The 18,700-nt window shown below is 66.0% G+C and carries 18 protein-coding genes; 5 read left to right on the top strand and 13 right to left on the bottom strand.

Going from position 1 to position 18,700, the window contains the following annotated elements:
- Positions 1-104 precede the first annotated feature (104 nt).
- Entirely contained in the window at positions 105-374 is a 270-nt protein-coding gene (locus ABEH27_RS21560) for a DUF2790 domain-containing protein (protein WP_346615544.1), read from the top strand.
- 1 nt (position 375) lies between these two features.
- On the opposite strand, the gene ABEH27_RS21555 is transcribed toward ABEH27_RS21560, so the two are convergent.
- The gene (locus ABEH27_RS21555) at positions 376-1,071 is read right to left on the bottom strand and encodes a tRNA (adenine(22)-N(1))-methyltransferase TrmK (RefSeq protein WP_346615507.1); all 696 of its coding nucleotides are present in this window, start codon (positions 1,069-1,071) and stop codon (positions 376-378) included.
- A gap of 149 nt (positions 1,072-1,220) precedes the next feature.
- Between ABEH27_RS21555 and ABEH27_RS21550 the strand changes: the two genes are divergently transcribed.
- The 3 genes from ABEH27_RS21550 (at position 1,221) to ABEH27_RS21540 (ending at position 5,959) form a co-directional block, all read left to right on the top strand.
- Positions 1,221-1,580, top strand: a complete 360-nt coding sequence (locus ABEH27_RS21550) for a RidA family protein (RefSeq protein ID WP_346615506.1) — start codon at positions 1,221-1,223, stop codon at positions 1,578-1,580.
- A 65-nt stretch (positions 1,581-1,645) separates the two neighbouring features.
- Positions 1,646-3,745 (top strand): TonB-dependent receptor, encoded by a 2,100-nt coding sequence (locus ABEH27_RS21545; protein ID WP_346615505.1) that lies wholly within the window; start codon positions 1,646-1,648, stop codon positions 3,743-3,745.
- Positions 3,746-3,958: 213 nt separating this feature from the next.
- Positions 3,959-5,959, top strand: a complete 2,001-nt coding sequence (locus tag ABEH27_RS21540) for a U32 family peptidase (RefSeq protein WP_346615504.1) — start codon at positions 3,959-3,961, stop codon at positions 5,957-5,959.
- 177 nt (positions 5,960-6,136) lie between these two features.
- Here ABEH27_RS21540 and ABEH27_RS21535 read toward each other — a convergent pair whose 3' ends face one another.
- From ABEH27_RS21535 to ABEH27_RS21525, 3 genes are all read right to left on the bottom strand, one after another.
- Entirely contained in the window at positions 6,137-7,519 is a 1,383-nt protein-coding gene (locus ABEH27_RS21535) for an aspartate aminotransferase family protein (protein WP_346615503.1), read from the bottom strand.
- A gap of 22 nt (positions 7,520-7,541) precedes the next feature.
- Entirely contained in the window at positions 7,542-9,032 is a 1,491-nt protein-coding gene (locus ABEH27_RS21530; RefSeq protein ID WP_346615502.1) for an aldehyde dehydrogenase, read from the bottom strand.
- A 64-nt stretch (positions 9,033-9,096) separates the two neighbouring features.
- The gene (locus ABEH27_RS21525) at positions 9,097-9,945 is read right to left on the bottom strand and encodes a helix-turn-helix transcriptional regulator (protein WP_346615501.1); all 849 of its coding nucleotides are present in this window, start codon (positions 9,943-9,945) and stop codon (positions 9,097-9,099) included.
- Between the two features lie 123 nt (positions 9,946-10,068).
- Here ABEH27_RS21525 and ABEH27_RS21520 point away from each other — a divergent pair, with 123 nt between their 5' ends.
- Positions 10,069-10,980 (top strand): LysR substrate-binding domain-containing protein, encoded by a 912-nt coding sequence (locus tag ABEH27_RS21520; protein WP_346615500.1) that lies wholly within the window; start codon positions 10,069-10,071, stop codon positions 10,978-10,980.
- Positions 10,981-11,150: 170 nt separating this feature from the next.
- Here ABEH27_RS21520 and madM read toward each other — a convergent pair whose 3' ends face one another.
- From madM to mdcA, 9 genes are read right to left on the bottom strand one after another with little or no spacing between them, the layout of a single operon-like run.
- Entirely contained in the window at positions 11,151-11,915 is a 765-nt protein-coding gene (gene madM, locus ABEH27_RS21515) for a malonate transporter subunit MadM (RefSeq protein ID WP_346615498.1), read from the bottom strand.
- Position 11,916: 1 nt separating this feature from the next.
- Positions 11,917-12,339 (bottom strand): malonate transporter subunit MadL, encoded by a 423-nt coding sequence (madL, locus tag ABEH27_RS21510; RefSeq protein ID WP_346615496.1) that lies wholly within the window; start codon positions 12,337-12,339, stop codon positions 11,917-11,919.
- 60 nt (positions 12,340-12,399) lie between these two features.
- Positions 12,400-13,320, bottom strand: a complete 921-nt coding sequence (mdcH, locus tag ABEH27_RS21505) for a malonate decarboxylase subunit epsilon (RefSeq protein WP_346615495.1) — start codon at positions 13,318-13,320, stop codon at positions 12,400-12,402.
- Positions 13,317-13,931, bottom strand: a complete 615-nt coding sequence (locus tag ABEH27_RS21500; protein WP_346615494.1) for a malonate decarboxylase holo-ACP synthase — start codon at positions 13,929-13,931, stop codon at positions 13,317-13,319. The genes mdcH and ABEH27_RS21500 overlap by 4 nt, the downstream gene beginning before the upstream one ends.
- 1 nt (position 13,932) lies before the next feature.
- Positions 13,933-14,724 carry a biotin-independent malonate decarboxylase subunit gamma gene (gene mdcE, locus ABEH27_RS21495; protein ID WP_346615493.1) on the bottom strand — a complete coding sequence of 264 codons (792 nt, stop codon included), beginning with the start codon at positions 14,722-14,724 and terminating at the stop codon, positions 13,933-13,935.
- On the bottom strand, positions 14,721-15,569 hold the full coding sequence (locus ABEH27_RS21490; RefSeq protein ID WP_346615492.1) for a biotin-independent malonate decarboxylase subunit beta: 849 nt from the start codon (positions 15,567-15,569) through the stop codon (positions 14,721-14,723). The genes mdcE and ABEH27_RS21490 overlap by 4 nt, the downstream gene beginning before the upstream one ends.
- On the bottom strand, positions 15,562-15,861 hold the full coding sequence (locus ABEH27_RS21485; protein WP_346615491.1) for a malonate decarboxylase subunit delta: 300 nt from the start codon (positions 15,859-15,861) through the stop codon (positions 15,562-15,564). The genes ABEH27_RS21490 and ABEH27_RS21485 overlap by 8 nt, the downstream gene beginning before the upstream one ends.
- A 1-nt stretch (position 15,862) precedes the next feature.
- Positions 15,863-16,705, bottom strand: coding sequence for a triphosphoribosyl-dephospho-CoA synthase (locus ABEH27_RS21480; RefSeq protein ID WP_346615490.1), 843 nt, complete (start codon positions 16,703-16,705; stop codon positions 15,863-15,865).
- On the bottom strand, positions 16,705-18,366 hold the full coding sequence (gene mdcA / locus ABEH27_RS21475; RefSeq protein WP_346615489.1) for a malonate decarboxylase subunit alpha: 1,662 nt from the start codon (positions 18,364-18,366) through the stop codon (positions 16,705-16,707). Before mdcA ends, ABEH27_RS21480 begins: the two co-directional genes overlap by 1 nt.
- Positions 18,367-18,700: the final 334 nt, after the last annotated feature.

The raw sequence follows: 18,700 nt of genomic DNA, 5'->3' as shown, positions 1-18,700 counted from the left end.
TTCGTACGTTCCAGGCAGGAATCTATCACGGCTTGGCCCATTTATTGTGCAGGGCCGTTGAATACATCATGGATAAAACATTGAAAAAGGAGCCTGCCATGAACATCAAACGCTCGATCGCCCTGCTCGCGCTGTCTGCAACCTTCGCTTCATTCGGTGCCCTCGCCGACCAGGCCGCCAGCCAACCGGTCGCAGGCAGCGGCGCAAACTACGAATACGGCATGCCGCTGGACGTGGCCAAGGTCATCTCGATCACCCCGGCCAGCAACATTGCCGACTGCCAGATTGGCACCGCGCACATGGTCTATGTTGACCACCAGGGCCAGACCCGCGAAATCAATTACCGCGAAATGGGCAACTGCTCGCAGATGTGATTCACGCCAATACCTGAGTTATCCAGCCGACCTGCGTGGCAAACATGCGTTGTTTTTCCTGCGGGATTGCATCCCGAGCACGCTCGAAGTTGGCCAGGGTCTGTTGCTTCTGGCGCAACATGCGCTGCCACTTGGTGAGGAATGCCGGGCTTTTCTCACGCATCAGCAGCGGGCCGAAATACAGCTCTTCTTCGCTGTAAACCACCGCCCCGCCCGGCTCGGCCACGAGGATCTCGTAGTCGAAGCGGTTCTCGCGCAGCAGCTCTTCACCCACGATCCGGTAACCGTTCGCCATCAGCCAGGCACGCAGCTCGCGCTCGCCGCCATTTGGCTGCAGGATCAAGCGCTCGCTGCCGTTCAGGTGCGCCTTGCCGCGTTCGAGAATTTCGCACATGGTTTCGCCGCCCATGCCGCAGATACTGACCGCCGTGATGCGGTCCTGCGCCTCGATCGCCGCCAGGCCATCGGCCAGGCGGATGGTGATGCGGTCCTGCAGGCCGTTCCTGCGCACATTGCGTTGGGCAGAAGCATAAGGCGTCTGCGCTACCTCCCCGGCCACACCGGCTTCGATCACGCCACGCAGCGCCAGGGCCACCGGCAGGTAGCCATGGTCCGAGCCGATATCGGCCAGGCGCGCGCCCTGCGGCACATGCGCCGCCACACGCTCCAGGCGCATCGACAATGTCTGTTCGTTCAACTGATATTCCTTGCTCGACAATCGGCGCGATTCTGACGGCCATGACGCACTATTACAATGCGCGCGGGCCAGACGGCGCGCTGTGGCTCGACCCTTGCGCCGCGCTCGCGTAGGCTTGCGCCTTTCCTCCCGTTGCAAGGCAAACCTCCATGGCAAACCTCGTCTTCACCCCGGATTCCGATGCCGAGTCGATCTCCTCCGACGTCGCCGAGTACAATGGCATCCTGGTCACCACCCAGATCCCCGCCGATCTCGACGGCGACATCGTGCAACAGAGCGAAAGCACCTTGCAGGCGCTGAAAGAGGCGCTGGAAAAGGCCGGCAGTGGCATGGACCGCGTCATGCACCTGACCATCTACCTGACCGACATGGCCGACCGCGCCGCGTTCAACGAGGTGTACCAGCGCTTCTTCAGCAAGCCTTGGCCAGTGCGTGCCGCAGTAGGTGTGGCGGCGTTGGCGTATCCGCAAATGCGCGTTGAAGTGACCGCGATGGCGGCCAAGGGCTGATAACGCCGTTGCCTTAAGATCTTGGGGCCGCTTTGTGGCCCCTACCAAAGCAGGACGCAGCTCCAATGCATCACCCTCTACGCCGCAAGGCAATGTTCGCCCTGGCGCCTACCTTTGGCCTGTGTACCCTCGCCTACGCCGAACCCGCCACGACTTTCAACCTGCTCGAACCGGTGGTGGTCACGGGCACCTACGCCCCCAACCCCAGCTTCGACCTGCCCTACTCCATCGACACCGTCGAGCGTAGCCAGATCGCCGATGGCCAGCTGGGCGTGAACCTGTCTGAAGCGCTCAATCGTGTCCCTGGCCTGGTGGTGCAAAACCGCCAGAACTACGCCCAGGACCTGCAGATTTCCTCGCGCGGCTATGGCGCCCGCTCGGCCTTCGGCATCCGCGGCATCAAGCTGCTCAGCGATGGCATCCCCGCCAGCACCCCGGATGGCCAGGGCCAGGCGGCATCGCTCAACCTGGACGTGGCCGAGCGCATCGAAGTGCTGCGCGGGCCGGCTTCGGCGATCTACGGCAGCAATGCCGGCGGCGTGATCCAGATGTTTTCCCGCGATGGCTCCGGCCCGCCCAAGGTCGGCGCCGAAACCACGTTCGGCAGCGATGGCTTCAACAAGAACCACGTCTACAGCGAAGGCGGCAGTGAACAGGCCGGCTTTCTGGTCGATGCCTCGCGCATGGACACCGACGGCTACCGCGACCACAGCGCCGCACGCCGCGACCAGACCTTTGCCAAGGTGCACGTCAAGCCCGATGAAGACAGCCGCCTGGCGCTGATTTTCAGCACCCTTGAACAGAACGGCACCGAAGACCCGCTCGGCCAGACCTGGGACGCCTACAAGCACGACCCGCGCTCGGTGGCAGCCCGCGCCGAGGAATACAACACGCGCAAGAGCATCCACCACCAGCAGGTGGGCATGAACTATGAGCGGTACTTTGGGGAGGCAACCCTGCAGTTCAACCTGTATGCCGGCAAGCGCAGCGTGATCCAGTACCTGTCGATCCCCAAGGGCACACCAGCGAACACCCGGGGCGGCGGCGTGGTCGATTTCGACCGCGAGTTCCACGGCGGCACCCTGCGCTGGGTCCAGCCGATCAGCGCCGTCCCCGGCAACCTGACGCTGACCTTCGGCGCCGACTACGACCGTAGCCGCGATGACCGCCGAGGCTTCCAGAACTTCAGCGGCGACACGCTGGGGGTAAAAGGCGAGCTGCGCCGCGACGAAAAAGACACCGCCACCAGCCTGGACCCTTATGTGCAGGCGCATTGGGAGCTGGACCGCTGGACCATCGACGCCGGCCTGCGCCATAGCAGCATGGAAATGGAAGTGGACGATCGCTTCCTCTCCAACGGCGATGCCAGCGGCTCGAAGAAGTACCAGCGCACCACGCCGACCTTGTCGGTGATGTACGCCTTCACCCCTTCCCTGCACGGCTACATCAGTGCTGGCAAGGCCTTCGAGACCCCAACCCAGGCCGAAATGGCCTATGCGCCGGGCGCGCTGGAAGGCTTCAACTTCGGCCTGGAACCGGCCACCAGCACCCAGTACGAGCTGGGCCTGAAGGCCCGCCCAGACGAGCGTACCCGGATCAATGCAGCGATCTTCGAGATCCGCACCAAGGACGAAATTGTCGTGGCGGCGTCGGAAGGCGGCCGTACCAGCTACCGCAACGCCGGCAAGACTTTGCGCCGCGGCTTCGAACTGAGCGTGCAGCGTGAGTTGAACGATCGGTGGCAGGCCAACCTGGCCTATACCCTGCTCGATGCCACCTACGACGAAGCCTTCAGCCAGGGCACCAGCACCATCGACAAGGGCAATCAGCTGCCGGGCGTACCGCGCAGCAGCCTGTTCGGCGAGCTGGTGTGGAAGCCGCGCGACGACATCAGCATGGGGCTCGAGGGGCAGTACCGCAGCAAGGTGTATGTCGAGGACACCAATGACCAGCATGCCGCGCCGAGTTATGCGGTGTTCAACTGGCGGACGCGTTTCGAGCAGCATGTCGGGCCGTGGACGTTCCATCAGCTGGTGCGGTTGGACAACCTGCTCGACCGGCAGTATGTGGGCTCGGTGATCGTCGGTGATGGCAATGGCCGTTACTACGAAGCGGCGCCGGGGCGCTCGTGGTATGCGGGGGCCGGGATGGAGTATCAGTTCTGACCCACCCCTATTGGCTGGGCTGGCCTCTTCGCGGGGCAAGCCCGCTCCCACAGGTACACCATAACCCTCGAGTACAGGGACAACCTGTGGGAGCGGGCTTGCCCCGCGAAGGGGCCGGCCCAGTCACCCCACCTCTGGGCACCCAAAGCATGCCACCCACTCATTTCCCCGGTACAATGCCGCCCTACCGTGACAGCCCGAACCTATAACGACATGTCCCTTCCAAAAAATCATCTGGAACTGCTCAGCCCTGCCCGTGACGTGGCCATCGCCCGCGAAGCGATCCTGCACGGCGCTGATGCCATCTACATCGGTGGCCCGAGCTTCGGCGCGCGCCACAACGCCTGCAACGAAGTCGGCGAAATCGCCGAGCTGGTGGAATTCGCCCGCCGTTACCACGCGCGCGTGTTCACCACCATCAACACCATCCTCCACGACAACGAACTGGAGCCAGCGCGCAAGCTGATCCACCAGCTCTACGACGCGGGCGTCGACGCGTTGATCGTGCAGGACCTGGGGGTGATGGAGCTGGATATCCCGCCGATCGAGCTGCACGCCAGCACCCAGACCGACATCCGTACCCTGGAGCGGGCGAAATTCCTCGACCAGGCCGGCTTCTCGCAACTGGTCCTGGCCCGTGAGCTGAACCTGCAGCAGATCCGCGCCATCGCCGCCGAGACCGATGCAGCCATCGAGTTCTTCATTCATGGTGCGCTGTGCGTGGCCTTCTCCGGCCAGTGCAACATCTCCCACGCGCAGACCGGCCGCAGCGCCAACCGCGGCGACTGCTCGCAGGCTTGCCGCCTGCCGTACACGCTCAAGGATGACCAGGGCCGTGTGGTGGCATTCGAGAAGCACCTGTTGTCGATGAAGGACAACAACCAGACCGCCAACCTGCGCGACCTGGTCGATGCCGGCGTGCGCTCGTTCAAGATCGAGGGCCGCTACAAGGACATGGGGTATGTGAAGAACATCACCGCCCATTACCGCAAAGAGCTCGATGCCATCCTGGAAGACCGCCCGGCCCTCGCCCGCGCTTCCAGTGGCCGCACCGAGCACTTCTTCCTGCCCGACCCGGACAAGACCTTCCACCGCGGCAGCACCGACTACTTCGTCACCGACCGCAAGGTCGACATCGGCGCCTTCGACTCGCCGACCTTCACCGGCCTGCCGGTAGGTGTGGTGGAAAAGGTCGGCAAGCGCGACATGCAGGTGGTCACTGAAGTGCCACTGACCAACGGAGACGGCCTGAACGTGCTGGTCAAGCGCGAGGTGGTGGGCTTCCGTGCCAACATCGCCGAACCGCGTGGCGAGTTCGAGGAAGACGGCCAGAAGCGCTACCGCTACCGGGTCGAGCCCAACGAAATGCCAGAGGGCCTGCACAAGCTGCGCCCGAACCATCCGCTGTCGCGCAACCTGGACCACAACTGGCAGCATGCCCTGCAGCGCACGTCGGCAGAACGCCGCATCGGCGTGGATTGGCATGCTGTGCTCACCGAGCAGCGCCTGATGCTCAGCGTCAGCAGTGAAGAAGGCGTCAGCGTTCAGGTGGCCCTGGACGGCCCGTTCGGTGCCGCGAACAAACCGCAGCAGGCGCTGGACCAGTTGCACGACCTGCTGGGCCAGCTGGGCACCACGATGTACCACGCCAACAGCATCGAGCTGGACGCGCCCCAGGCGTACTTCATCCCCAACTCGCAGCTCAAGGCCCTGCGCCGCGAGGCCATCGAGGCGCTGACCGAGGCACGCATCAAGGCCCACCCACGTGGCGGGCGCAAGGCCGAGACCACGCCGCCGCCGGTGTACCCCGAGTCGCACTTGTCGTTCCTGGCCAACGTGTACAACCAGAAGGCCCGCGACTTCTACCACCGCCACGGTGTGCAACTGATCGACGCGGCGTACGAAGCGCACGAAGAGCACGGCGAAGTGCCGGTGATGATCACCAAGCACTGCCTGCGTTTCTCGTTCAACCTGTGCCCGAAACAGGCCAAGGGCGTGACCGGCGTGCGCACCAAGGTGGCGCCGATGCAGCTGATTCAGGGCGATGAAGTGCTGACCTTGAAGTTCGACTGCAAGCCGTGCGAGATGCATGTGATCGGCAAGATGAAAGGCCACATCATCGACCTGCCGACCCCAGGCAGCGCGGTGGCCCAGGTGGTCGGGCACATCAGCCCGGAAGACCTGCTGAAGACCATCCCGCGCGCACCGCATTGAGGGTTCGCCTGTAAGGGCCAATCGCCGGCAAGCCGGCTCCCACAGGTACATTACAAGTCTTGCGACTTGTGGGTTAGCTGTGGAAGCTCACAGGTACAGCACAGGTCTTGAGACTTGTGGGGTACCTGTGGGAGCCGGCTTGCCGGCGATTGGGCTGCAAAGCGGCCCCTTGCAGCCTCAGAGAATCCCCAAGCCCCGCGCAGTGCGGTCCACGGCAATGCGGGTCTTCTCCACCAGTTCATCCAGCTCGGCATGCGTGGCCACCAGGGCCGGCGCCATGATCATGCGCCCCAGCGTCGAGCGAATGATCACGCCTTCCTCGAAGCCATAGGTCCGGCACTGCCAGGCCAGGTCATTCTCGTTGGCGTAACGCTTGCGGCTGCCCTTGTCTTCGGCAAACTGCAACGCCGCCACCAGCCCGGCGCCCTGCACCTGGCCGATCAACGGGTGGTTGGCAAACGTCTCGCGCAGCATGCGCTGCAGGTATGGCCCGGTATCGTCCTTGACCTGGCGCACGATGCCCTCGTCGCGCAGGGCCTTGAGGTTGGCGATGGCCACGGCAGCCGCCACCGGGTGGCCGGAATAGGTCAGGCCGTGGGCGAATACCCCGCCGCGCTCAACCAACGCTTCAGCAATGCGCTTGCTCAACACCAGGCCGCCCATGGGCACATAGCCCGACGTCAGGCCCTTGGCAATGGACAGGGTGTCGGGCTCGAAGCCGAAGTACTCATGGGCGAACCATTCGCCGGTACGGCCAAAGCCACCGATCACTTCGTCGGCGCACAGCAGCACGTCGTACTGGCGGCAGATGCGCTGGATTTCCGGCCAGTAGCTTTCCGGCGGGAAGATCATCCCGCCCGCGCCCTGGAACGGCTCGGCGACAAAGCCTGCAACGTTCTCGGCGCCCAGTTCGAGGATCTTCTCCTCCAGCTGCAACGCGCAGCGGCGGCCGAACTCGGCCGGCGTCAGCTCGCCGCCTTCGGCGTACCAGTACGGCTCGTCGATGTGCGCCACGTCCGGGATCAGCCCGCCCATCTCGTGCATGAACTTCATGCCGCCCAGCGCCGTGGCCGCCAGGGTCGAGCCGTGGTAACCGTTCCAGCGGCCGATCATGATCTTCTTGTTCGGCTGCCCGACCACCTGCCAGTAGCGGCGCACGGTACGGATCAGCACCTCGTTGGCCTCGGAGCCAGAGTTGGTGTAGATCGCGTGGCTGTAGTGCCCGGGCAGCAGGCTGAACAGCAGCTCGGACAACTCGATCACCGCCGGGTGGGTGGTGTGGAAGAACATGTTGTAGTAGGCCAGCTGGTCCATCTGCGCGGCAGCGGCAGCGGTCAGGTCCTTGCGGCCGTACCCCAGCTGCGTGCACCACAAGCCGGACATACCGTCCAGGTAGCGCCGGCCGTCGTTGTCCCACAGGTACAGGCCTTCACCCCGGGTGATCACCCGCGGGCCTTCGGCGTTCAGGGCCTTCTGGTCGAGGAAGGCATGGATGTGGTGGGCCGCGTCGCTGGCCTGGTAGTCGCGGGTGTCGCGTTGCGGCTGGAAAGGTGCGTTCATTGTTGTTCTCCGTGAGTGAGGGTCAGCGCAGCTGGAACCAGGTGGTCTTGAGCTGGGTGTACTTGTCAAAGGCGTGCAGCGACAGGTCGCGGCCAAAGCCCGACTGGCGGCCGCCACCAAACGGCACCGCCACATCCAGGGCATCGACCGTGTTGACCGAGACGGTGCCAGCCTTCAGGCGCCGGGCAACGCGGTGAGCACGGTTGAGGTCGTCGCTCCACAGCGAGGCGGCCAGGCCGTAGACGCTGTCGTTGGCCAGGCGCACGGCCTGCTCTTCGTCGTCAAAAGCGGTAATCGCCAGCACCGGGCCGAACACTTCTTCACGGGCCAGGGCCGAGCCCGGGCGCACGTCGGCAAACACGGTGGGTGCGATGAAGTTGTTCGAGCCGTTGAAGCTCAGGCGCTGGCCGCCGCACAGCAGGCGGGCACCGTCGCCCTGGGCCTGCTCGATGGCGGCCATGATGCGCGCGCTCTGTGCGCCGTCGACGATGGCTCCGGCGCGGCTGGCCGGGTCCAGCGGGTCGCCGGGCTGCCAGTCGCGGGCCTTGGCCAGCAGGCGCTCGACGAATTCGTCGTGGATCGAGCGCTGCACATACAGCCGTGAGTTGGCCGAGCACACTTCGCCCTGATTGAAGAAGATGCCAAAAGCTGCCTTCTCGGCGGCCAGGTCAAGGTCCTGGCAATCGTCGAACACTAGGTTCGGGCTCTTGCCGCCGCACTCCAGCCACACCTGCTTGAGGTTGGATTGCGCCGAGTACTGCATGAAATACTTGCCCACCTGGGTGGAGCCGGTGAACACCAGGCAGTCGACATCCGCGTGCAGGCCCAAGGCGCGGCCGGCGCTTTCGCCCAGGCCCGGCACGACGTTGAGCACGCCTTCCGGCACACCCGCCTCAAGCGCAAGTTGCGCCAGCCGCAGGGCCGAGAACGGCGATTGTTCGGCAGGTTTGAGCACCACGCTGTTGCCGGCGGCCAGGGCGGGGGCGACCTTCCAGGCGGCCATGTCCAGCGGGAAGTTCCACGGCACCACTGCACCCACCACGCCCAGCGCTTCGCGGGTGACCGTGGCCAGTGCATTGTCGGCGGTGGGCGCGACCTGGTCATAAACCTTGTCCAGCGCCTCGCCGTACCAGGCGAACACGTTGGCAGCGCCGGGCACATCGATATTGTAGGCGTCCATCACCGGCTTGCCCATGTTCAGCGAGTCGAGCAGCGCCAGCTCTTCGCGGTGGGCCAGAATCAGTTCGGCCAGGCGCAGCAGCACGCGCTTGCGTGCCGCCGGTGCCATGCGGGCCCATGGGCCTTGCTCGAAGGCGCGGCGCGCGGAGCGTACAGCCTGGTCGACCTCAGCATCGCCGCAGGCGGCGACCTGTGCCAGCCGTTGCTGGGTGGCCGGGTTGATGGCATCGAAGGTCAGCCCGGACTGCGCCGCCAGCGGGCGGCCGTCGACCAACGCCGTGGTGATGAAAGTTTGCCGTGCAGCGCGCTGCTGCCAATCGCTTTTCGTATGCACGCAGTTCTCCCTAGCGGCCGCACGCGCGGCCGGATTGTTGTTCGAATGAGGTGTCGCGCGGGGGTCAGCGCCTTCGCAGGTAGCTTTCCAGCGGGTCCTTGCTCAAGCCCTCCTGGGCCTGGGCCAGGGAATCGATAAACAGCGAGAACAGCTCGGACTGCTTGGCGATGTCGAGCTTGGTGTAGAGGTTCTTGCGGTGGGTCTTGACCGTGTCTTCGCTGATGCCCAGGCGCTCGGCCAGCGAGCGCGTCGAGTGCCCGCGCAGCAGGTACTGGGCGATGCGGCATTCGCGCTCGGTGAGCAAGGAGGAGCCGAAGTTGTTCAGCGCGGCGTTGATCTGCCGGCCCAGGGCACTCTCGAAGCGCCCGCCGAGTGCGTCGATGTCCAGGTGGCCCCATTGCCGGCGTACCACCGCCGCTACCCAGGGCGCCACGCACTTGAGGTCGTTGACCTGCTGGCGGGCCAGGCGCTGGGTACTGGCCAACGACACGGCGATGGTCAGGTCCTCGTCCAGCGGCACGATGAAGTTCGGTTCGTCTTCCATGTGCGCGTGCTGGTAGAAGGCCAGGTAATACTCGCTGCGCTTGAAGTGGTCGGGCGCCACGTCGCTCAGGCGGTAACAGCCGGCCGCCACACCATCCATGCAGGCCCGGTAGAACGGGCACAGCAGGTAATAGCCTTCAAGGTAGCGCTGCACGTTGCCTTCCGGCAGCCACGGCCCCTCCTCGTCCTTGACGAACAGCGCCGAAGGCAGGCCTTTGCGCGGGTAGAGGAACACGGTGATGGCCTGGCACGGGGCAAGCAGCCTGAGCGCAGCGAACAGCGCGTCGACGAAGCCCGGCGTGCCCTGGGCGTCGATGACACGGGCCATCTGCGCGTACCAGTCGGGCGATTTCAGCCGGTCTTTGCTCATTGTCGTGGTCCCATGCCAGGGTGGTCATGGCTGGGATTCTTGCATGGGTTGCCGGGGCCGGCCATCACCCTTCGGGGTGAGGTTGTGGCATGCTCTGCAGCTCTTTCAATTCAGGGCCTGAACATGCTGATCGACGAAGAACTGACCCTGAAAAAGCTCGAGACTTTTCTCGCCTTCATGCGCAGCGGCAACCTCGGCCGCGCCGCCGCCGAATTGTCTACCAGCGCGGTGAGCGTGCACCGGGCCATCCATTCACTGGAAAGCGCCCTGCGCTGCCCGCTGTTCAAGCACGAGGGCCGCCAGCTGATCCCGCTGGAAAGCGCCTATGTACTGGAAAAGAAAGCCCGCCAGCTGATCCAGGACGCCGAACAGATGGTGCGCCAGACGCGCGAGGCGGCCGGTTTTTACGCCGAGCGTTTCCGCCTGGGGGCGCTGTATTCGCTGACCGTCAAGACCGTGCCGAAGCTGGTGATGGGCCTGAAGCTGCGGCGCAGCGAGCTCAACATCGACCTGACCCTGGGCTCGAACGTCGACTTGCTGCAGCGCCTGAAGAACCATGAACTGGAAGCGATGCTGGTATCGCTGGACGAAAGCGTGGCCGACCCTGCCTGCGAGCAGTTGCCGTTGTTCTCCGATGACATCTTCCTGGCCGTGCCCACCGACTCACCGTTCGCCGAGCAGCAGGAAGTCGACCTGGCCGACCTGGCGGACTCCACCTTCATTACCCTGACCCAAGGCTTTGCCACCCACCGCGATGGCGCGCGGGTGTTCCAGCAGGCGGGGTTCGAGCCGAAAGTGGCGATGCAGGTGAATGACATCTTCACCCTATTGAGCATGGTCAGTTCGGGGGTGGGCTTTGCCTTGCTGCCCGGGCGGATTGCGGCGGTGTACGAGAACCGCGTGAAGCTGATTGCGCTGCAGGCGAGGTATCGGTTGCAGCAGCATATCGGGGTGGTGTTCCTCAAGGCCCGGGAGCGGGAGCCGAATTTATTGGCTTTGTTGGCTGAATGCAGGATGTACAGCCGGGAGAATTGAGGTGGCCCTATCGCCGGCAAGCCGGCTCCCACAGGTATGGACTGCCCCCAGGAAGTTGGACACCAATCCAACCCTTGGGGTAGTCCAGGTATCATCACAGCCTTGAAGACGCTGCTGTACCTGTGGGAGCCGGCTTGCCGGCGATGGGCTGCACAGCAGCCCCAGGAGGGTCAGCCCACCAGCCCCCGCACACAGAAATACAGAATCGAAGGCCCCATCAAGCAACCCAACCCGGTGTGGAAGGTCGCCGTCAGCGCCCCATATGGCACCAACCGCCGATCCGTCGCCGCCAGCCCCGCCGTCACGCCGGACACCGTCCCGGCCAAGCCACCAAACACCATCGCCGAACGCGGGTTGTCCAGCGCCAGCAAGCGCGCCGACACCGGCGTGAACACCATGACCAGGATCGCCTTGATCAACCCGGTGGCAATCGACAGCGCCATCACATCGGAACTTGCACCCAGTGCCGCTCCCGTCACCGGCCCGACGATGTACGTCACCGCCCCCGCACCGATGGTGGTCATGCTCACCGCATCACGGTAACCGAACGCATAGGCCACCCCGGCACCGACCATGAACGGCAGCACGGTGCCCAGCAGCAGCGCGATCGCGCCGATCATGCCGGCCTTGCGCGCTTCGGTGGCCTGCACCTCGAACGCCGTGGCGACAATGGCAAAGTCGCGCAGCATGGCCCCGCCCATCAGGCCGATGCCCGAGAACAGCGCCATGTCGGCCAGGCCCTTCTGCCCACCGGTCACGGTGCCACCGACCCAGGCCAGCACCAGGCCGATGACGATGGCGATGGCCGAGCCGTGCACGCGGCCGAAGGTCAGGTACTTCGACAGCAGTACCGACAACCACATGATCCCGCCCACCACCGCAAAAGCGGTGATCAGGCCGTTGTGTTCCAGGGCATTGTCAATGAGTGGCCACATGTCAGCGACCTCCTGCAGGGGCTACCTGCGCACGGCTGGTGGGGGGCGCATCGAGTGCCGGCAGGGGTTCGCCGCGGTGGCTGCGGCTGATCACGGCGATGGTCAGGCCGCACACCAGCACCGCGCCGACCGCGGCCAGCAGCGCCACCGGCCCGCCGTGCAGGGCGGTGACCACGTTCTGTTGGGCTGCCATGGCCACCACCACCGGGATGTACATGGCGCCCCAGAAGCCGACCCCGAATTCGCACTCCTTGCTCATGCCGCCATGCCGGTGCATGTACAGCCTTGCGCAGATCAGCAGGATCATGGCGATGCCGACCCCGCCCACATTGGATTTGACGCCCAGCAGCACGCCCAGGAAGTCGCCGACGATGACGCCGGCAAGCGTGCACACGGCCAGCAGAGCCACACCATAGATGATCATTGTTGTTGTCCTCAGCTTGTATCGAAGTTGTTTGTTGTTGTCCTTCGAGTTGCAGCGCCGTTATCGCTTGTCGGCCACCTCCTGGCGCAACAGCGCGTCGAGGGTATCCGGCCGGGAGCCTTCGATAGCCAGCACCCTGCCCTGTTCGAACACCGGGCGTGCCAGGCCGCTGAGCACGCTGCCAGGCGGGATCTCAAGGTGCAGGCGCACGCCGCGTTCATAGGCAGTGCGCAACGTAGCACGCCAGTCCACGAGCCTGGCCATGTTGCCGGCCAGGTCGTCCCGCAGGCGTTGCGGGTCGAAGATCGGCCGTGCGCTGCTGCCGCTCAGGTACGTGAGGCGCGGGCGACGCAGGGTAACGTTGGCGAACGCTTCGCCCAGCTCGGCGGCCGGGCCGTCGAGCAAACGGCAATGGGACGGCACGCTGACAGCCAGGCGCCGGGCCACCCCCTGGCCACGGCTGCGCGCCTTGGCCGCGACTTCGGCCATGGCGGTGTCGCTGCCGGCGATGACGATCTGGTTGTCGCTGTTGAGGTTGGCCAGGTACACCTCGCCGCCCACCTCGGCCAGCAGGCGCTCGACGCTGGCCAGGTCCAGGCTGCTGACGGCGGTCATGCCGTAGCCTTGCGGGTAGGCGCGCTGCATCAGCTCACCGCGCAAGGCCACCAGCTGCACGGCATCGGCAAAACCCAGCGCGCCTGCTGCAACTGCGGCGGGATAGGCACCAATCGACAGGCCCGCCACGTAGTCGGGCGCCGGGCTGCGCTGCATCAGCCAACGCGCCCAGGCCACACCTGCCAGCAGCAGGCACAGCTGCACGGCGCGGGTGGACTGCAAGGCCGCCTGGCTGTCCAGCGCCAGCACCTGTTCACCGAGGCTGTCGCTGGCCTCCTCCAGCAATGCTGTCGAGCCTTCGGGCAGGCGATGCAACATGCCAGCCTGCTGGGCGCCCTGGCCAGGGAAAGCGAACAGGCTACTCACGCTGCGTGCTCCAGCAGGGTCCAGGGGTCGGTTACCAACTGGGCGCCAAGCGCCGACTTGAGCAGTACGCGCCGCGCCACGCCGGCCCATTCGCGCAAGGCAATGGCGCCTGCAGGGGTTTCCAGCTGCACATCGATGCGGCAAGGGCCGCAATCGAGGATATCCAGCAGCTCACGCGCCTTGGCCCGGCTCACAGGCTCAGGTGCGCGCAGTACCAGATCCAGGTCGCTGGCGGCGTGCAGCACATTCACCCCGGTGGCCAGCTGATAACCCACCCCGCCCGTCGGCCCCCACGCCAGCCCGCTGGCATCGAGCACCGGGGCCACGCTGGCCAGTGCCCGCAGCGCAGGCCAAAGGCTGTCGCCCTGCCAGCGCAGCGCCTCGGGGCACGACCGCCGGCGAACATCGGCCAGGCGCATTTGCACGCCCAGGCGCTGCGCCCGCCCTTGCCCACGCACGCCCACCGCTACCCAACCTGCGGAGCAGCGCGCACGCCGCACCACCACAGGCTGCCCGTCCACCAGTACCTGCGCGGCCCAGGCGGGGGCATCGGCGGGCAACGCAGCCGGGGGCATCCCCCAGAGCAGGTCATGGGGTTGCGGGGCGTTCATCTCAGGCCTCCTGCCATTGGCTGCGCAAGCGCGCACGCACGTCGCGGGACGCGTTGCGGTGTTGGCCATTCAGGCGCGCCGACAGGTCGGTACAGGTGCCGATATCGCGCACGGCTTCGGCCAGGCAGGCCCGCACCTGGGCCAGGTCGGCTGGGCCTGGGGTATCGGCGTTTTCCACACTCAAGCGCCGCCACAACAGGCCGAGCGAGGCATAGCTGGCCAGGTCATAAGCCATCGGCGGCACTTCGGCGGCCAGGGCTTCGAGCTGTTCGACACTGCGCAAGGTAATGCGCGCTGCGGCGGCTTTGCCCATCGCGTGCACCATCACCCCGCTGTCGTCCAGGGCGATCAGCCGCTGGGCCTGGTAGCCGTGGGCCAGGAAGGCGCCGGACATGGCCTTGCCCACCAGCAGGCCGATCACCGGGTGCCCGGCCAGGCGTGCCTGGGCATAGGCCTGCACCGCGCCGGCCAGGGCCTGATGGATGCCCAAGGCCTCTTCGCGGCGGCCGTATGCCTGGCTGGGCACATCGATGACTGCGACGATGGCGCGTTTCTCGCCGTCGCGGTCCAGGTCGACCGCCTCGCTTACCGCTTTGGCCAGGCCCCAGCCTTCGAGCAGGCCGACCTCACCGTTGCGCGCGCGGGGGAACGGGTTGTGTGCATCCGGCACGACGGCGATGAAGCGCGCCAGGCGGTTGTCCAGTTCGCCGTCAATGACCCGCAGTGACGCGGGGTAACCCGGCAGTGCTTCACCACCGGCCAGGCCCGGCAGCCAGTTCAGGGCGCGGTTCATGAGGTTTCTCCTTGGTAAAGGGCACGCACGGCGGCGGCGTCCAGTTGCGGGCAGTCGGCGCCAAGGCTCGCAAGCCGTTCGCGGTACCAGGCGTGGCGGCCTGCGCGATCGGCACTGGGGGCATCGAGCAACTGCAACAGCTGCTGGCGAATGTCGTCGACGTCATCGGCCACGTAGCCGTCCACCAGGCCGCTGGCGTGGCGCTGTTCACCCCCGGTCAGGCTCCAGATGAACGGGCGGTCCTTGGCGTCGTATTCGCCGATACCCGCCTCCTGCTCGATCACCTGCGGGCCGTTGAGGCCCAGGCGCGCTTCGCGGGTGACCAGCAAGTGGCTGCACAGGCCGGCAGCGATGGACATGCCGCCGAAGCAGCCGACGGCGCCTGCGACCAGGCCGATGACCGGTTGATGGGTACGCAGCTCGACGATCGCGGCCTGGATTTCGGCAATCGCCGCCAGGCCGAGGTTGGCCTCCTGCAGGCGTACGCCGCCGGTTTCCAGCAGCAGCACGGCGCAGGTCGGTATGCCGTTGCGGTTGTCTTCAATGGCCAGTTCCAGCGCGCCGGCAATCTTGGCGCCGCCGACTTCACCCATGCTGCCGCCCTGAAACGCGCCTTCGATGGCGGCAATGACTGTGCGGCGACCGCCCAGCAGTCCTTGGGCGATGACCACGCCGTCGTCGGCCTGGGGCACGATGCCCTGGCGCGGCAGCCACGGCGACATCAAGCGGTCGAACGGCCCCAGCAGCTCGCGGAAGCTGCCCGGGTCGAGCAAGGCGCGGGCGCGCTGGCGCGCACCCAGTTCGACGAAGCTGCGGCTGCGCAGCAGGCGTTCGGTATCAGTCATGGGCGATCTCCTCGAAGCCTTGCTCCAGGCGCAGGCGTACCACGCCAGGGGTGGCGCCGAAATCATGGATGTCGATGTTCACGGCCGGCCACTGGCGGCCTTCGAACAGCCGCTGGAACAGCTGGCCCCAGCGCGCGCCGCTACCGTTGACCGAGGTGACGACCTGGATTTGCAGGTGGCCGGCAGTGCCGGGTTCGATCAGCACTTCCAGGTCACCGGAGCTGACGCAGCCCACCAGGGTGCGGCCACGGCCAGGCTCGGCGGCCGGGAATTGAAAGTTCAGGGTTTCCATGTCACAGGCTCCCGGCTTTGTCGAGGAACAGGCAGGCAGCCAGCAAATCGGCGGCGCCGCCCGGTGAGGCGTTGAGTTGCAGCAGTCGGGCGTCCAGCAGGCGCAGTTGGCGACGGCCTGCGAGCGTGGCACTGCCACCGGCCGCAAGCACCTCGCGGGCACCCTGCTGCAGCGTTTGCAGGCCTTCGCGGCCGGCGCGCCAGAGCACGCAGGTGTCGCTGAGTGCGGCCATGATCGCCAGCAAGGCATCGAGCCGTGCGTGGTTTTCGCTGGCTCCCTTGGCGCGGCTGCGGTGCAGCTGTGGCAGGCCGTGTTCAATGACGGCGGGAAAACCTTGTTGCGCTTGCTCGCGGGCGCCGCTGGCACCGTAACGGCGGCGTACCTGGGTGCCGTGGCTGTCTTGCACCGCGGCGGCCGGGTCATCGATCAGGGCGATGCGGCCGGCGCGTGCGGCTAGGGTGATGGGGTCGGCCTGTGCATCCAGCGCGCGGGCCGCGACCAGCAGGCCAAGCGCCCAGATCGCGCCGCGATGGGTGTTCACGCCAGCGGTGGCCGTCAGCATCGCCGCTTCGCCTTCACGGCCGATGCGGCCCAGGGCGGCACGCAGCGGCACGTCGATTTCGCCATGGGCCTGTGCTGCCTCGGCCATCTGCCGCAGGCAGGGCCACAGGGCCAGCGCCGAGGCATGCATCAGGGCCAGGCTCATGTCGCTGTGCGCGCCGCTGCTGCGGCGGTCTACCAGGCCGGGCTTGGGCGACAGGTCGGCTTCGTCGATCAACGCCTCCACGGCCAGGTCGGCAAGGTGATCGGCCAGCGGCAAGGGTTGCAGGTTGAGTGCTTTCATTACCAGCTCCTGAACCGTGCGGGCGGGTTGTACAGGCCACCGGACCAGTCGACCAAATCGGCGATGCTGCGCGCGGCGAGCAGTTCGCGGCTGGCGTCGGTGCGGCGGATGCCGAGGTCTTCGGGCAGGGCCACCAGGCCTTGCTGGCGCAAGCGCAAGGTGTCCTTGGGGTCGTGGCGCAAGCCGATGGCGGTGACGCCGGCCACGGCGGCGATCATCTGCTGGCGCTCCTCCAGGCTGCGGGCTTTGTACAGGTAGGCGATGCCTTCCTCGGTGAGCAGGTGGGTGACGTCGTCGCCGTAGATCATCACCGGTGCCAGCGGCATGCCCGCTTTCTTTGCCACTTCGACTGCATCGAGCGTCTCGACGAAGGTGGGTTTGCCGCCTTCCTGGTAGGTCTCGACCATCTGCACCACCAGCTTGCGGCCGCGTTCGAGCAGGGTGTCGGGCACGGTCATGTCCAGCCAGGCCGGGGTGGCATGGCGCCGGCCGCGGGGGTCGTGGCCCATGTTCGGGGCGCCGCCGAAGCCCGCCAGGCGGCCACGGGTGACGGTCGAGGAATGGCCATCGCCATCCACTTGCAACGTGGCGCCGATGAACAGGTCGACCGCGTACTGCCCGGCCAGCTGGCACATCATGCGGTTGGAGCGCAGCGAGCCGTCGCGGCCGGTGAAGAACACGTCCGGGCGCTGGGCGATGTAGTCCTCCATGCCCAGTTCAGTGCCGAAGCAGTGCACGCTTTCGACCCAGCCGGTTTCGATGGCGGGGATCAGTGTGGGGTGCGGGTTGAGGGTCCAGTTGCGGCAAATCTTGCCTTTGAGGCCTAGCGACTCGCCATAGGTTGGCAAGATGAGCTCGATGGCAGCAGTGTTGAAGCCAATCCCGTGGTTGAGCGACTGCACCTGGTGTTTTTCGTAGATGCCACGGATCGCCATCATCGCCATCAGTACATGCACGGGCTTGATATGGCGCGGGTCACGGGTGAACAGCGGCTCGATGTAGAACGGCTGGTCGGCGACCACCACGAAGTCCACCCAGGACGCCGGAATATCCACCCGCGGCAGCTCGTCTACGCGGTCCACCAGCTGGTTGACCTGGGCGATCACCAGGCCATCGCTGAAGGCTGCAGGCTCGACCAGCGCCGGGGTGTCCTCGGTGCTGGGGCCGGTGTACAGGTTGCCATCACGGTCGGCCATGAAGCCGGCCACCAGGGTGACGTTGGGGATCAGGTCCACCAGCAGGCGCGAGTACAGTTCGATGTAGGTGTGGATGGCGCCAACTTCGAGCAGGCCGTCTTCCAGCAACTGGCCGATGCGCAGGCTCTGCGGGCCGGCGAAGGAAAAGTCGAGCTTACGGGCGATGCCGCGCTCGAACAGGTCCAGGTGCTCGGCGCGGCTGACACTGGGCATGATCATGTGCAGGTCGTGCAGGCGCTCGGGGTCGGCCTTGGCCAGCGAACGCGAGAGGAAGTCGGCCTGCTTCTGGTTGTTGCCTTCGAGTACCACCCGGTCGCCGGGGGCAATCAACAGTTCCAGCGCTTCGACAATGCGCTCGGTGGGCAGCACCACACCGTCGGCCAGGTGTTTGACCCGGTCCAGGCGGCGCTGCTTCTCGGCGCGCCGCCTGGACCACTGCGGCGGTGGATTCTTCGTTATGGTCATGGGTGACTCCACGGGTTCGCTGTCGTGGGGGCACAGTAGGGCTGGGGTGGGTGGGGGATCAATCAAGCTGGGGGGTTGATCGTTACGGTTAGGGTAATGGTTGGGGCCGTGTGGTGTCTGCTGGCGTATGCCTTGAGTGGGTTGGCGCCCATGGGATCGAGCGCCGCCCGCGCGGCGCTTCGCGAAGCGCTTGGCTTGGGATCTTCAGCGCCCTTGAGATCGAGCGCCGCCCGCGCGGCGCATCGCGGGCAAGCCCGCTCCTACATTTGTTGCAACGCGCCGTTCCAGTCAGGCCATGGTTGTCCGCCTTGGCGCATGACTGAAGACAGGTGAG

The sequence above is a fragment of the Pseudomonas sp. P39-UII1 genome, assembly GCF_039672635.1.
GTDB lineage: Bacteria > Pseudomonadota > Gammaproteobacteria > Pseudomonadales > Pseudomonadaceae > Aquipseudomonas.
The sequence above is the reverse complement of the archived record's forward strand: the minus strand, read 5'-3'. Positions and strand labels throughout refer to the sequence as shown.